1 protein-coding gene is annotated in these 16999 nt (G+C 66.6%); it reads left to right on the top strand.

The window, feature by feature from the left end; all coding sequences use genetic code 11:
• Positions 1–16043: 16043 nt before the first annotated feature.
• On the top strand, positions 16044–16999 hold a 956-nt coding region (locus tag H074_RS28260), incomplete at its 3' end, for a hypothetical protein (RefSeq protein ID WP_161630703.1).

Genomic DNA, 16999 nt, shown 5'->3' with positions numbered 1-16999 from the left:
CATGAGCTGGACCGGGGCCCCGACGAGCACGAGATGTTGCTGCCGTGGGGCGGGCAGATGACTTCGACACCACAGGTCCCGTCGCAGTTGTCCGAGGAACTCGCCACCAAACGCGGCACCCGGCGGACGTCTCCGCAGAGCACGTCTGCTTTGGCTGGTGGCGCACGGAACGATGATGATGCCCTGCCGGATGCGGGTGAGTCATCTCGTAGTGGTGTGGTGCAGACCAGCGATCCGGAGTCCGCTTCTGTTGTTCCTCTGGAGGTGGCGGCGTGGCGGCCCGCGGCGGATGGGTCGGGGCCGCGGACATTGAAGGAATTTCTGCTGCGGCGTGGCATCGCGAAATGGTTGAGTGTCGCCGAGCTACGGAAATCCCCGTTGAGTGAGGAAACCAGGCTACTTCTTGAAGAGACCCTTCTGGGACAGCTTCCGGTGGAGTTGCTGGACATGGTCCGGGAAAAGGTGGAGCTGGATCCCGCGCCTGTGGAATGGGTTCAGGCTTGGTTCGACGACATCGCGGATGAGAGGACTCCGCAGGCGGATTACCGCTACAGCAACACTGCCGTGGCGGAGATGTCGGGCGGGTTGGTCGATGGCTGGGTCGTGGAGGCATCGCGGGGAGTCGCCCGGGCGGAGTGGGAGGGGCCGCTGAGTGAGTCCGTCGCGTGGAGGGACTTCGGCGATGACTCCGTCCGCTTGATGACGCTGGGGTTTGTCGATGCGGTGGTGCGGGTTCGGCCGGAGGTGTCGCCGCAGATGCGGGTAACGCTGTTCGTCGAGGAGGGGCAGCTGGGTACTGGCGCGGATTCACTGAGGTCGTGGGTGGAGAGCGCGGTGACGGCGCGGTTGGCGAATTACCCGGTGAATGTGCTGGGGGTGCAGGTCGAGGATGTGCTGGCACGGGTGGATATCGAGTCGCGTGTGGTGCCGGCGGACGACCCGCGGAGCGCGACGGTGCGGGTGTCGGTGAAGGGGCAGCGTCCTGTGGGTGGGTTGTACGGCCCGGTCGTTTACAACGACGTCGCTGATCCGGCGGGGCCGTGGTCTTCCGATCTGCGGACAGCGCGTGACGGGCTGGCAGCACTGGAAAGCACCGACAGGGACAGGGTCCTCACGCGGGCTCGCGAGCTGATGAACAGGTACCACCACGAGCCACTGCGGTTCGACGGGACCGTCCCGCGGGTCCACGCTCTGCACCGTGCCCGGTATGAGGCAGGAATCGACATCGTCGCCTGGCGACTGCACGAGTCTCTCGCCACCGGCGATGCCGTGAGCGCCGAGGCCGCTGACCGACTCGCTGATCTGAAGGCGTTCGGTCTGACCGGCCCGGTGGGGTGGCGTCGCCGCAACGGTGTCCTGGGCAGTGTGGAACCGGTGGAACGGGCACCGTCGTGGCTGCCGATTCCGACGAACCGCGAGGGTGCGCTGGAGTGGGTTCACAGCGATGGTGGCCTGCCCCAGCGGGAGTTCGGGAAGAAACCCGCACACGATGTTCAACCCTACATCGCGCAAGCCACCAGAATTGTGTCTCGGTATCACCGGGTGCCCGTCTGGATCGAAAACCCGGCCCCCGAACAAGCGGACGCTGTCAGGCTGAACAACGCGATCAAAGACCTCGTCGCGGGATATCTGGCCAACGGACTGTCCGAACAGGACGCCGAGAAGCTGTCCGAGGAACTCGCCACCAAACTCGGAACCTTGCGGACCTCCCCGCGGAACACACCCGTTTTCCCGGGGAGCGCAAGGAACGATGATGATGCCCTGCCGGAGGCGGGTGAGTCCTCGGGCGCCGCCGATTCGGACTCTGACGCGGCATCCGACGCGACCTTCCAGGCCGCGGACGAGCCGGTGACCGACTTCGGCTTCAGCGAAGCCGAGAATTCGGCAGCCGATTCCTACGTCGGTACGGGTGGCTCGGCAAATGAGTTCGATACGGAATCAGAGGGGACCGACCACTCGGCGGTCGAGGCTGTAGTGATCGACGACGACTCGGATTCCTCCGATTCGGAGGACGACGTCGAGGAAGTTCCCCGGGAGGGTGTCGAGTACCCGGCGACGATGAATTCGCTGGGCGCGCTCAGCCTCGCCACCGAAGGCTCAAGCGAAGAGGCCCGGTGGCGAAGCCTGCACGAGTCGGATCTTCCGCTGATCGACTCGGAGTCGTTCAACGTCTATGTTCAGCGATCCGGATCCGGCTTCTCCCATCAGGGCCAAGTGATCGACGCGGTCGCGCTCGCAGGTCACGTGAAGGCGTCTTCTCTCTTCCCGGCCGCAGACGCCCGGCAACCCGTCCTCCTGCTCGTGTCCGAGGATGGGACAGACCTGTTCGGCGAGGATGACGTCCTCTCGGTGGGTGGGGAATTCTCGGCCGCGCTGCGCGATGGCGGACCGTTCCGGCCGGTGTTCTGGATGAGCGTCAGCTTCGACGAGACCGGAGAGGTATTCCCGAACAGTGATCCGGTCCAGGTGTCGGAACTGGCTCCGGAAGACGTCGCATGGGTTCCGATCGGCGGTGGCTGGGGCAGGCAGCCGGGAGGAATGGGTTTCGTCGGAAGGGGGATCGAGGAGTTCGCGCACAAATTGGACGAGCACACTCTCCGCGTGGTGGCTGAGAAGGACGATCGTGAGTTGTCCGTCTCGGCCCGACGGGCGGCGTGGGCGTCGGCGACGTCGGGAATGCGGGTTCCTCCTCTCGTGGTTCCCCTGAGGCAGCGTGACGGTCAGATCAGTACACCGTTGCAGGACGGCCGGGTGAGTGGTATCTCACCGCAACAGCAAGCCAGGACCATGGCGAAGGCGAAGTGGTTCCAAGAGGCCATGACAGCGTCGGTGCGGCCACCGTTGTTGCTATGGCTCGAAACCAGTAACTTGAACGAGGGAAACAGGGCCGCGAAACAGTTCATGACGGAGTTGCGCTCACAGGCCGGCCCCATCCTCACCCACGAATTCGTGGGTGACTATGACTTCGGCTTCCAAGCAGAGTCGGGCGCCGAACCGACCATGATCCTTCAAGTGCCGAAGGGTGCCAAGTTCACCGAAGGCGGCCTGCCTTCCGTGGCGGACCTGGTCCACGTCGCCTCGGGCCCGGTGTTCGGATTAGCGGGCGGCGAGCGGCAGCAGCAGGTCTTCGAGCAGTTCGCGACGTCGTTGGATTCTGACGGTGTCGCGGAGCATCTCGGCTCTTGGGGAATCGTGGATCCCCTGGTGCTGGTCGTTAATGCGCCGGATGGCACGTTCGCCCGATACAAGCATGAATCCGGCCCGGTCGCGGAGATCGACGGGGAACAACTGGGACGGCTGTGGCTGAATGACGAGAACTTCCATTCGACGCTGCGGGCGAACGCCGGCAAACCGGTACTGATCGTCGGGAACAAAGCGGGGGCGCGCAACAATTTCGGTGGTCTGGGCTTCGATTTCGCGGGAGCCCTGCATGTCGGCGGGCTCTTCAATCCCGTCTACGCGTTCGACGGGGAGGTGACGATCTCGCCGGACGCCATCACCACGCTCGGCCAAGATCGGCCGGTGCTGGTGTCCGGGCTGCGAGCAGGCGATCTGGCCATCGAGGTCCTGCCCGACCGATCCGGAAACACGGTCGCGCTGTTCACCCGGTTCAAGGGCGACGAGGCGCACCTCGAAGAGGTCAAGCAATGGGCGGCCGAAGCGACAGTCGACAGTATCCGCACGTATTCCGAACGGCAGGCCGACGGCTCAGTGATGGAATCGCCTTCCATGTGGGGGAAAACGACGATGCCGTTGTTCCTCTTCCTGGGCCGTGGCGAGGAAGGCTTCCTGACGACTCGGATCGATGGTGTCGAGCACCCGTCGACGATGGCGGAGCTCACGCGGATCCTTCGCAACGAACCCGCTCTGCGGGCGAGACTGGACCATCGGTTCACCGGAAACCGGAAGCGGGGACTGGTGGTGCGGGCGGTGAACGAGCAGGACCGTGGTGCGGACGCCATCGGTGAACTGCGTGAGTTCACTCAAGGACTGGTGCCCGGCGGGTTCCGCCGGAGGGCTTTCGCTTTGTCTGGGCGTTTCAGCTTCAACAGCGACGGCACGCTGGGTACGGACGGTGGCACCACATGGGCCGACTTAGCTCCCCGGCCGGGTGTCGAGAACGCTCTGAGCTACCCCTTGGGCAACGAGGAACTCGGCGTATACGGCCAGGTGTTCCCGCTCGACGAAATCGGAGCGCACTCAGCTCAGATGACAGCACGGAACGCCACCGCGATGCGGGCGCGATATTTCCTGAGCACGGGCGTCTTGAAGACGCAGTTCGGTTTGGAGGAAGGCGCGGTCCCGTACGTGGGGGCTTCGGTGGCCGACCGGAAGCCGTTGTGGCAGATCCAGTGGACGAGCCGGCCGGACGGATTACGTTTCGCCCTCCGGACTGATGTTCCCGACCAGATCGGTGATGATGTCGGGGACTTGGCCCATGTGGGCGCACATATCGTCCACGGCAGCGGCATCTTCCAGCAGGCCCACCCATCGGGACAGAGCGTTTCGCTGGACCTCCTGCACTCGTCCGAACCGCTGGACCGGCGTTTCCTGGCTGGACTCCTGCGTGAGTGGCGAAAGCTGACCGGTGAGGACGCCGATGTCTACGGCTACACCGGAGCCATGGAGATGGGGGAGCGGGCGAGGTTGCTGGAGGACGGGGCTACTCAGACGTCAGGCCGCTCGGAAGATGATGAACCGGCTCCGCCGATCTCGATGGCGAGCCTCGCCGTCAACGAGATCGACGACGTGATGATTCAGTTCTCGTTCGACGGCACGGAGCTGAGTTCGGTCGCCGGTGATTGGGAGACCGAAATCGATGCCCTGGTGGAATCGGTTACGGGTGCCGGCGCGTGGCGGTCGCGCAAACGTCTGAACCAGCGGGATCTGCCGAAGATCACCGTGCTCGGCTACGGGAACGAGGGCGATTGGGCGGACGGCGGCCGGGCCGAGCAGATGGGACTGGCGCGGGCCGAGGCCGTGGCCGGCCAGGTGCGCGAGAAGCTGGCGGCGGAGACGAGCCGGTTCACCCAGGCGGGACTGAAAATCAAGCCCAGGCACATCGCGATCGAGGTGAGAGGGGAAAAGGCTCGTGCCGGCCACGGCAGCAGCGTGCACGTCCAGGTCAAGCTGACGAAGCGCGAACTCGGCGAGGCGACACTCGAGCCCTTGCTCACGGGAGACTCCGCCCGTGCGATCGAGCGGTTCGAGAAGGAATTCGACGCTTTGCTGCCTGAAGACGTCGTTCGCGGTGTAGGTGCGGATGGTCTGGTGGCGCTGGGTGGGCTGGTGCCGGTGAGTGACGGTGTGGGGCGTGTCCGGGCGGGGATGGTGCTGGGTGACCCGAAGTCGAAGGTGGGCGGAGCGGCGCGATGGTTGCCACACGAGCCGGGTGTGTTCGGTGTGGTGATCACGGATCACAAGGTGCCGGATTCGGTGACCGTGGTGGACACGCTCCGGGCCTCGGGATGGAACGGTACGGACTCGGTGCGGCTGTTCCTCTGTGCTCAGGAGGGCCTGCCGGAGTTGGCCGGGGTGCTGGTGGATCAGCTGAAGGTCAAGGTGTCTTACCCGCCTGATGAGGTGTTGTTCGGGGCGATCGACGGCGAGTTGATGGACGGTCCGGCGGCGCGGGTGGGCCGGATCGACCACGTCGACGGTGTTCCGGTGCCGCGACTGGCGAAGGACGGCGAGGGATGGATCGAGAAGGAGCCGGGGGGAGCGGAGAAGCCGGGCGCGTATGTGTTGACGGCTCCTGTCCGGGCTCCCCGGCTGGGACTGAAGCAGCCGGTCCACCTGGGACCGCAGACCGGAACATCGTCCACCGTGGACTCTCGAACCCCCGTGATTCCCTCGATGGCGATCGGACTGGAAGGCCTGGGATCGCGTGAGGCCGAGTCATCCGTTGTGTCCCAGTCACAGCCGCAGGCCGGGCTGACCGGGGCTCCGGTCACGTCGGAAACCCAAGCGCCTGTCACCGACGCCCGTGGATCTTCGGTTCCGCAGGTCGCTCCCGGCACGGAAACCCGCGCCCTTCCCGGGACCGCCCGGGCGATCCCGGGGTATCTCCGCGCAGGCAAGGCGCTGGGAATCGCCAGGCAGTTGAGCCGCACCGAGGAAGTGGGCCAAGTGGTCGAGTCGGCCCGCTCATTCGCCCCGAAGCCGCCCACGGCGACGGAACTCGCCGATCTCGAGCATGCGTTCGGTACCGACGCGGGCTCCTTCATCGGCGAAGGTCGCGTGTTCACCCTGGGCGGCAGGCCCATCCGGATCAGGATCGACCAACTCCATTGGCCGAAGCAGCAGACGGCTAGCCGGACCGGGACGACGAAGGCGGTGACCCGGGAAAGTTCCGGGAACAGCGGTGCGCGCACCGGGACGAAGACGAACCCGCAGACCACCTGGATCTTCTTCACCCCGATGGTTCCCGGTCTGTTCACCACGGGGTTCGTCTCGATGCCGACCGCCGTGTCCACCAGCCGCACGCACGGCCACGACCTAGGCGGGTCCAAGCAGATCAGTGTCTCGCTGCCTGAGCGGCCAGGGGACGGCGAGAGCGGTTACCGGGGAACGCGTTCGGTCAGGGTGCCGATGACGGTGGTCGTCGAGCCGGAAGATGCCCGAAGCGACGATTCGAAGTTGAGTATCAAACACCTGGGTGACAGCCCGTTGTGGAAGCCGGTCGCGGCTGAGTTCAGCGTGCCCGAAGGACTGCGTGACAAGGGCCGTCCGGTGCCGATGCCCGACACCTTGCCCCCATCGGCCACCGAAGCCGTCACGGTGCGGCGGGGAACGCCGCGGAAGATGTTCGATCAGGTCCTCGTTCGCCTCGGCGAACTGGACAAGGACTCGCGTGAAGTGCTGAGAGGGTTCCTTGGCACAGGCTCCATCACCGAAAACCTCTCGGACATGGCGGTGACTCCACAGGCCGATGCCGAAACAGGCTGGGTCACCTCGCACTCGCTGGTCCGAGGCGGGAATCCGATCAAGCGTCTTGTCTCCTCGCGGACGCAGAAGGTGCAGATGCGGGCCGTCGCCCGCAAGGTCGCGTACTTGGAGACGATCGAGGGCGCCGAGTTCCGCGAGCACGAAGCCGAGACAAGCTCGAAGACAGCGTCGAGTACCGGCAGTCGCGACTTCACCAGCTACCTGGCCGGCGGGCCGGGTTTCGACTACGGCATGATCACCTTGGGAGCAGGTCCTTCCCTCGGGGGCAGCTACAGCAAGAGCAGGACGGCCACGAATGGCCAGGATTCAGGTCTTTCGGTGACCCGCTCCTACACCGACAGTGTGGTCCGCTACCGCACGGTGTACGACCTGCAGGTCCGCGTGCCCGGCCGGTCGCCGCTCACCTTCGTCCGGGCCGTGGACGGGACTCAGTGGGCTCAGCTCGACGACGCACGGCAAGCCGGTCTGCTGCCCGGCGAGGTCACCGGCGCCGCGATCAACAGGTACGCCGCCCCGGGTACCGGCACTGCGGGCGCGCCGCTGAAACTGTCCGAAGCCAGCGCTCGCCTCAAGACGATCCTCCGCGACTCGGCGAAGACGATTCCCGGGCACAAGCGCTGGGCGTGGCGGGACGCGGGGCTCGTGACCCCGTTCGGTGACCGCAAACTGAAGAACGGTTTGACCGGGAAGCTGGAGCGCCAGCATGAACGCTGGGAAGCCATCGAAACGGCGTTGTCCGCGGACAACCTCGCCCGGCGGTTGCCGAACCTGCTCTTCGACCGGTCACAGTTCCTCGACCTGGCCCCCGAGCCGGGCCGGGGGCATGACTACCACAGCGGCTTCCAGATCGACGCCCGATTGCTGGCCCCGCTCCGAGAGCCGTTGGGGCCGGTCAAGGGCGGTACCGGTACCGCGGCGTTGACCGACGCAGAACGCGGCGGGGACACCGTCGGCGATGGCTGGAACGTCAGCGCCGGGATCCGCGCCCGGATCTATGGGGCACTGGCCGGCAATACCGTCATGATGACCAGCACGCACAGGGTGTCGGTCAACCGGGCGAGGGCCACCGGGCGAGCACGTGACACCGAGCTGGCCGCGGGCGGGACCGTCGGCTCCGAACTGGACGAGTCGGGTGCGGTCGTTCCGGAGCCGAAATACCGCTACGCGGCGAAGGTCGAACTGAAGGTCTCAGGTTCGTATTGGTCTCGGCACAACGACTTCGCCAGAGGACTCACCCTCGGTAAGCGAGGCAAGGACGTTCCCGAAGAACACCACCTGCCCGTCATCGACTCGCGAGCCACCGCGGACCGCCGCGCTCCCCGCACGATCGTCACCGAGGTAGTGCTCGAGCTGACGGAGGCGGAACGCGACGCTCTGCGTTCGGTGTCGGTGACAGCGGGTACCCGGCTTCCGTCGCGACCGCTGAACAAGGCCGACTACCTGCGGACCGGGACTTCCCGTGTCCTCGACGGTGTCCAAGTCCTTTCGGTGGCCGGGCTGGACCAAGTGCGCAAGCTCGTCAGGACGACCCTCAACCGCGCGTCCGGTGACCCGATCTGGAAATTCCGGGACGGCGAGAACTCCGCGTTGATCGAACAGGCGATCTCGGTCGAGGCCATGCGCTCGGACTTGCGTGTGTTCAACCGTCCGACCCGGATCGACGGCTTGCGGTGGAAGCGCCGGAAGGCGGCGCGGACCGCCGCGGCGGGGGTGTCCTACCGCCTCCGCGACCCGGAAGTGCTCGACACCTTCTGGCAGCAACCTCAACAGGGCGTGGGAGTTTCGACTTCGACTTCGGCGGAGAAGAGCAGCAGTTGGGGGTTCTCGAACGAGATCGAGCCGGCGGTCTTCGCTGTCAGTGAGGGGGTCGCGCACTCGTCGGGAACGGTCATGCGTGGTGTGGGCCCGATCCTCGCGGAACTGAACCTCTGGCGCTCCACCATCAGCAAGAAGGTGAGCCGCAAGACGCGGGTGTCAACCAACAGGGCGCAGAACCTCGAGCCGCGCCGCGTCCATGTGGTCGAAGCCACGCTGGAGACGACGGTCTCTGTGGAGACGGCCAGGCGTGGTCTTCTCGACCGGTGGCACTTCCGGAAGACACGGCCCGCCAAAACGGCCGCGCATCGATCCGAACTTCCGCGAGCCGTGAGAGTCCTGCTGACCGACGAGCAACTGCACGAGGTGAGGATCCAGCAGGCGGCCGAAGACGCTCGCCGTGGCCACGCGAGTTCCGCGGCGCCGGCGCCCCTGTTCGCCGGACAGCTCGACGACGTCCCTAAAGGTCACAACCTCGGCGGCTCGAACTGGGCCGATGGCGTCAGCGAGCCGGTGGACCTCAGCGGCCAGCTTTACCAAGCCGACAAGGCTGACGCGACGGGCAACCCGGCCGGCCTCCTCTCACGCTTGGAGAGCGCTCTCACCAAGGAGAAGGCCGATCAACTGCTGAACAGCGCGGCCTCGGACACCGGACACGACAACCATCGCGCGATCGTGCGCTTCCTGTCCAACTTCCAGGCGTCGATGGTCGACTTGGCCAACGGGGGCGCCAGTGCCGGCCTGCGGCTGGAGAACAAACTCAGCGGAGAGACCTACGATCTCGTCGTCGACGTTCGGCCGACGAGCGAGCCGAGGCCGGTCGGTGTCGTGCACGGAGAGCTCACCAAGACGTCGGTGGCGTCCGTGTGGGCGGCGACGGCTCGCACCGCGAAGCGGACCTTCCTCGAACTGATGACGATTCCGGCCGCGGGCATGACGTTCCAATCGGAATCCGACGTGAAGGATGCCGAGCGCGAGCACGGCAAGCACGGTGCGCCCCTCACCACGCTCGGGTACGGCGTCGGGCACATCATCGAGTGGCTGGGCCAGTTCAGGAGCCGCACCAACAGCCGCACCGCGAACCTGATGCAGTCGGAGACGGTCAGCGGGGCGCTGGCCGAGCGCAGCGTCGATCTCGATTTCGACATTCGCTTCGAACGGCACGGTGAGCGCATCGCCGAAATCTCCGCCGAGCGCACAGTGCTCACCCGGTCCGCGGTGGAAGACCGAGGAACCGGCGACGACCTGCCGCACGAAGGTACGGTCACCCGGCGTGCGGAAACCGAAGCCACCGAGACCGCCCTCGACAAGTGGCGGCACCCGTCCGGCGCCGCGCACCTGCCGGACGACCCCGCGGACTTCCGGATCACCCACTTCGACGGCAAGGTCGAGGCTCTGCGTGACGCCGCTCGAACCGTGCTGGAGGCCGCGACCGGGAAGAAACTGGACTCGCGGACGCTGGCACTGCTGCGGGAGCAGCTCACCCCCAGCCAGCTGAACGCCTTGGCGCGGTCGCACTTCGGTGCCGGCAGCGCCTCGACCCTGCCGTCCGAGGCCGTCCTGCCGGAAAGAGACGACACCACGGGTACCGAGCTGACCCTCCCCGTGGAACTCGGCGTGAAGTTGACACTGCACGCCATGATCGACGGGCCTGGCGCCCTCGAGAACGTGAGCGGGCGGATCAAGCTCAACGGGCACACGGATACCACGCGGGCGAAGGAGTTCAGCGGCGGCAGCGAAACCGCGCAGGTGGTCGCGACCCTGCCCGTCTTCGGAGTTGGCGTACCCCAAGCGTCCGGGCACACCACCTACGAAGAGGGCCGTCAGGTCTTCGGCGGTATGCAGGCCTTGTTCTTCGGTTTCGAGCCGCACGGCGCCTTTGGTGAAGGTCACGAGCACGAAGGTGCCCAGCGGTCGGGAGGCAGGGCACTGCCGAAGCCCGGGCCCCTCGCCGTGGCCGATCCCCTCACCAGCACCTGGTCCTATCCCACCCGGTTCCGCTTGGTGGCCGAGCCCGTCTCGACCGGCCCGCTCACCCGGCGCACGACGCAGGTGGCTGACGTCGACTTCGACAAGGGCTACCACGTTCGCCGCAAGGACCAGAACCACCGGCTGCCCGTAGAGCTCAAGAACAGCGCCCTCGAACTGGCCAGGCGCGACAAGGAATGGACCGCGGCCAGGGGGAAGGCCAGGGCGGTGGCCGCCAGAAACCCCAACGGCGCCCTCATCGAGACCACCTTCGAGCGACACGCCGCCGCTAAGTTCTGGAAGGCGAAACGCGACTACGACAACGCTCTCGTTGCCGCGCAGGCAGATCCGGCTCTCCACGGCGGGCGACGCGTTGTCCGGATGGAGATCCCGGCCGGCACCTGGGCCGTGCCGGTCGAACACTGGAAGGCGCTTTCCCAGCTCACTCGCGACCTTCTCATCGCGCGTGAGGAGGATCGCGCTCCCCGGGTGCGCTATCGCGTGATCGGCGACCCCGTGACGGCCATACGGGACTTCACCAGCGTGGTAATGCCCAAGTTGGACTCCTTCGCCAACCTCGAGCAGCTCTCGGTTCCCCTGGGGCACCGTCTCGGGCGGAGCGAACTCGGCCTGGCGGCCATGCCCGAGTTCCTGCCCGGCGTCGGTGACACGATCGTCGAGATCTGGGTCGACGAGAACGCGGATCAGCTCCTGGTCGTGGATGACGTCAACGACGCCGATCTGCCCCCGATCTGGGAGGCCGACGAGACGGATTCGGACTCCGATGGCGCGGGTAACGCTCCGGCGTTGTCGGGTGGGCAGCGTCTCCTGCGGGTCGAACTGGCGCCTGGACAGCTGGACGGGGGCGTCGAACTCAGGGACCAAGCCCGCGATGTCGCCCAGTTCCTGCTGGACAATCCGGGAGCCGAGGTACAGGCCCTTGCCTTCGGCGACGGAGCAGAGGACATCTATCAAGCATTGGTCATGCCCGTGCTGGAGGCGGCTGTCCACCTGGCCCAGGTGTCGCGTCCCGGCTCCGCGCCGCGGCCCGGGCCGATCGCGCTCGGCCTGCCCGGCACCCCCGAGGTCGTCTCAGGCGTCGGAAACCCGGTCATCGAGATTTGGGCGAGGAAGAACGGCACCCCGCCTGGGTCATCGCATCCGGGACCGGGGCAATACCGGCCGCTCGCCACGATCCAGGAAGAAGACGACGCGGCCGGGCCTTCGCGGTCGGACGCTCAGGGCGATGGCCACGCGCCGTCCGTGGCCCCGGAAACGGGCAAGATGGGTTCGTCGTTCCGGGGGGCCCTGCCGGAGTACGCCCGCGACGGCAAGGCTCTGGGACTGGTCGTGGTGAGCGAGGTGAAGGATCGTGACCAGGTCGGCAAACGCATCACCGAGCTGCTGGCTCCCTTCGGCACCGCGGAGCCGGAGGGCATCAAGGCCATCGTCGGAAAGCTGAACCGTGCGAGGTTCGAGACCTTCCTCGGTAAGGAGCCGGGCGTGGATCGATCGTCCGGAACCGCCGAACCAGAGGCGCGCGGTGGCCGGAGCTTCCAGGTCCGGGTCGGGGAGAAATGGTTCGAGGCGCACGTCGTCGCTGTGATGGATCTCGATGGAGCGACGCCGGGCGAGGGCAAACGAGAGCCCGCCAGGGCCGTCCGCGAGGTACGGGACCAGCAGCTCTTCGGCCACTCGCAGTACCGCACGGAGAATTCCTCCCACCGGCTGGGGCTTTCCACGATCTCGCTGATGAGCAGCGGCTTCCCGGTCGTCGCCGGTGGCGGCACGGGACTGGCCAGGCCGGTCGGGGTGCGCACCTCGGACGCGTCCACGAACGCGCAGACCATCTGGCGGCCCAACTCCGAGGTGCGGAGCGCCAAGGTACCCGTCAAGTACTACATCACCCTCACCGGCGAAGACGGCGGCCTCACCGGGGGTACCACCACCGGTGAGATCACCTTGCTGCTTCCGGATTCGGTCGGCAAGGGCACCGAGCCGACCGGTGTTTCGCAGGGAAAGCCCTATCGAGGCTGGGAAAAGAGGCTCGGATTCCTCGCTGTCGACGCGGTGCACTTCGACGAGCGCACCATGTTCGAAAAGGTCCAGCGGAAACTTCACCCGTCTGTGTCCAAATTGGGGGCTCCCGGTCGGGCCGCGTTGCGTGACTTCGTTTCCGCCGCGAACGTACGCACCTTGTCGAGGAAGATGTGGCTGGGGGAGGCTGCTTACTCGGCGGATTTCGTGAGCCGTCACGGCTTCTACCGCGAAGCGGGCCGGATGACCTTCCGTCCGCACGACGTGGAGTTCGTCGGCGTGGTGCCCGCCGAGGGCGAGTCCCGCACGCAGGACACGGTGACGGCCGAAGAATCGGTCGCGTCGACCACGAAGGCCGGGCCGGATCTTCTCGGGGGTGTCGGCGGTGGCGCGGGCGTTCCCGGGGTCGCGGCCGGCTACGGGGGAGTGACCGGGAACATCGCCGCGAGCATTTCCGACACCGCGATCTCGGGGCGGTCGACCACCACTGGAACCAGCATGTACGTCCAAGGTGACGTCGGTCTCTATCGGGTGAAGGGTGAGATCGCCGTGCAGACCACGCATGGCGAGTGGGTGACGGAGCCGGCGACGAAATACGTCCGGCTGGACCTGCACGACGCGACGGCCGAAAACTTGCCGGTGCCTCCGGGTTACGAAAAGCGCTTCATCGATGTGGGACCACGGTTCGAACCTCCTTACCTGGCCGCCGACGCGGCCGGTGGGCACATCCGAGCCGGAGCCACACCTGTCGCCGCGGGCATCCTGCCCCGGATCGAAAGCGCCTTGAGGCGAGCTCCTGGCCTGGAGGATCTACTGCCCAAGTGGAGCAACCGTGAGGCGAAGACGTCCCGTGGTTCCGGCGACAAGGCGGAGGAACGTCTCTCGAACCAGCGGAAGCTGGCATCGGTGTTCTCCGCCACGGCGATGATGAACCGGTTGGACAGCCTGCTCGGCCCGGGAATCTCGACCCAGCTCAAACATCGCGGCTTCTTCTTCGACGAGTTCGTCAGCGTGCGGGTCAAGGGCAAGCTCGACGATGGCCGTCACCTGGGGCAGGTGGACGGGCGCACGGTGGCCGGGATCCAGACCACGGGTGTCACCGTCGCCGGTGGCGCCGGTGTGGAGCGCGGCTGGGGCGTCGGGCCGGAAGCACGTGGACGTGTCGGGTTCTCCAGCGCGCTGGACGTCGGCGCGATCACCAACATCGCGGCGACACCGGTCAAATTCGCCGACGGCCGGTCGTGGAAGAACTCCGGGGCGGCCGGCAGCGCCGTGACCGTCGAACAGGTCGGCGCCGATCAGTCCCATGTCTTCAGCCACAACATCACCTTCGATATCGAGATCGTCAGTCACCGGCGCCCCCGCCGCTGGGTCCGGCGGCTGACCCCCGGATCGCCCTTCCGTTCCACACCTAAGGTGCGCGTCCTCGCGGGCTCCCAGCCCGGCGCCGCGGTCCCGATCCCCACCGTGACGGGGAAGACCGAGTTGTGGGTGAGCGAATCCGCGGTCCACAAGACCGACCCGTCGAAGTTCACTCCCGGGGCCACGAAGGTGGTCCACCTCGATCCCGAGCAGACGCCCGCCATCGACGAGTTGTCCGCGTCGATCACTCCCATGCCGGAATTCCAGTATGTGGAGGCGTTCGCCCACGCCGGAGAACTCGGTGAGCTGGCCGTTGATCTGTCCAACCGCGCCACGAACGACGACGAGGTGCTGGTGCTTCCGGGAAGTAAGGGACACCAGCTCGTGCACCGATGGTTCGCCCCCGAGACGCTGCGGGCGCTGCTCAAATCCTCTTCGATACCGGCCTTCCGGCGGAACGGTCTCAGCTACGGGCGTCGCGCCACCAAAAGGATCGGCGCCCTCGGCATGCGGCTGGAACTGACCGATCCGCTGGTGGTGAAGGTGTCCGACGTCGGCCGCGACAAGGTGACCTTCAGCGGCGCCACCAAGGCGGCGTCGGAATCCTTGAGAGTAAAGGCGGTGGGTCCCAGCGCGAACGTGAACTTCTTCGCGCCCGACGCGACGCCGACGTCGTCGGCGGGTGGACGGATCGCGATGGGTGCCTCGGCCAGGTTCTGGGGCAGGAAGCGAGGCCGGTCGAGCGAACACACCGTCATGGTCGACCACAAGGAAAGGGCGTCCGCCCACAGCCGAACGGTGCTCGTCCGGTACAACGTCCGAGCGCGAATGGTCGCCGAGAGCAGGCAGAAGCGGGTCATCGACGGCGCGGTGTCCGCAGCTGGGGCCGACAAGTTCATGCCAGGTTCGCTTTTCGTCCGGATGACCGAACGTCAGGCCAGGGCGCAGGGCCTGCTTCCCGCGGCGGAACCGCGGGAGACGGCGCCGAAACTCGCCGCGCCGGAATTGTCGTTCGGTTCCTCGGGGTCGCTCGGCTCTTACGTCGCCGAGGACCTGCCGGACCTTTCCGGTTTGCTGCCCGCCCTTCGCGCCGGCCTCAACGGCGAACACCGTAATCTGGTACCCAAGGTCGTTCTGGACGACGCGATGGACACCGCCGAACGGCTGAGTGACCTGGTCGATGGTTCGAACGCGGCATCGTTGCTCGACAACGCGCTCGATGGTGGCCTGCCGCTGCGCGTACACAAGCCGGGAGTGCTGTGGTCGGACGACTACAACGTGCTGCTGAAGGCGACGGCGGAGACCGTTGAATTCGACGGCTACGAAAACGACGGCAGCGAGATCGAGCAGGCGATCACCAACGCCGCCATGAACAAGGCCGTCGAAGAACGTTCGAAGTCGAGGGGCGGGTGGCTCCGTCCTGGCTGGCGGTCCTTGTTCTCCACCGGAGATCCCAGCGGCGGAGGCGCGCTGGGTGGATCGGCCGGTGTGGGCGGCACCCGTGAGCGCATCGACCGCCGGGTCACCGGCTCGGGGCTGACCACGATCCGCGCGACCACCGCGTCCGGCCCCGGTGCCCGGTACCGGGTCCGGCTGCGGTGGGAACTGACGGTCGAGAAAGAAGGCCGTGAGATCGCGTCGAGTGCGTTGACCGATGAAATCACGATCCGGGCCAACGCGGATGACCTGAANAGATCGGCGCCGATCGCGGACGGGAACACGAGAGCTTGACGATCCCGCTTGGACGGCACACCGACGCCAGTGTCAAGGGATGGCAGAGCAGTGGACTGAAACTTCCCGCTGACGTTCTCGTCGAAGGTTTTCGCGGCGCCGCTGACATCCGGGAAGGCGTGGTTCGGGCGATCAAGAGTGCCGGCGCCAAAGCTGGGTTGACCAGTAGCGAGACGGGTGCGATGAACACGCTGGCGCTGTCGGTGACCAACACGGTTATCCGGGCCAATCTCGTCAAGACGTCCGCGGCTTCATTGCCCTTGCCGACCCTCTACACGATGTCGCTCGCCGGGGGTCAGGAAGCGAAGGTCAAGATCTATTCCCGGCTGAGCGGCGCACAGATTGCCGGGTTGAGTGACAGCGTCCGCTTCGACCAGTCCGCGAAAATCCTCGAAAGCTTCCTTTCCGACACCGCCCGTTCCGGCACCGCCGGTGCCCAGCTTGTCGGCGGTGACGGGGGCATCACCGATCGAGCCGACAACCTGCACATTCCTGGTGGCGCTGACGTGCAGGCGGCCATGGCGAGTGGCCAGCTCTCCGGCGTCACCGCGGGATTGCGCACGGTGACCCTGCAGGACACGGGTCGTAGCGGGTTGATCAAGTTCGACACCGAGCACTTGATCGTGGCCGACGTGGGCGGGGTCACCAGCGCCGTGGTCGTCGAGCTTCCGGGATCGGCCCTGCCTCGGGTGATCAACGCCGACCTGGCCAAGGTCCTGGGCGCGCCGCTTCCGGCGAAGGCCTCGCTGGCCCAGAACAGGGTTTCGCAGGCCTCCGCGTTGTGGCGGGCCAAGGAGTCGATCCTCCATCGGAAACAGGGCGCTGCCGATCAGAAGTGGTTCGAACTTCAGGCCGTCGAGCAGCGGCTGCGCGAGGTCGCCGGCGTGCCGGACGAGACCGGACTCGATGCGCGGATCGCCGCGCAGCGAGCACGGGTGGCCGCGAGTGTCGCCATTCTCCAGTCGACCGGGATCGGTTCTCGCGCGGAAGCGAAGGAACAGAGCAAACGACTCGCCGCCGAGTTGGCCACGGAAGAGACGAACCTCGACACCGCCGATCAGGAACTCGCCCAGGCGCGCGCTGAGCTGGCTGTGGCTGCTCGGGCGGCCGACGTGGCCAGGGCAGTCTGGTTGCGCGC

The organism is Amycolatopsis decaplanina DSM 44594, from assembly GCF_000342005.1.
In the GTDB taxonomy this organism is placed as follows: Bacteria; Actinomycetota; Actinomycetes; order Mycobacteriales; family Pseudonocardiaceae; genus Amycolatopsis; species Amycolatopsis decaplanina.
Note: the sequence above shows the minus strand (reverse complement) of the source record. Positions and strands in the feature narration are given on the sequence as shown.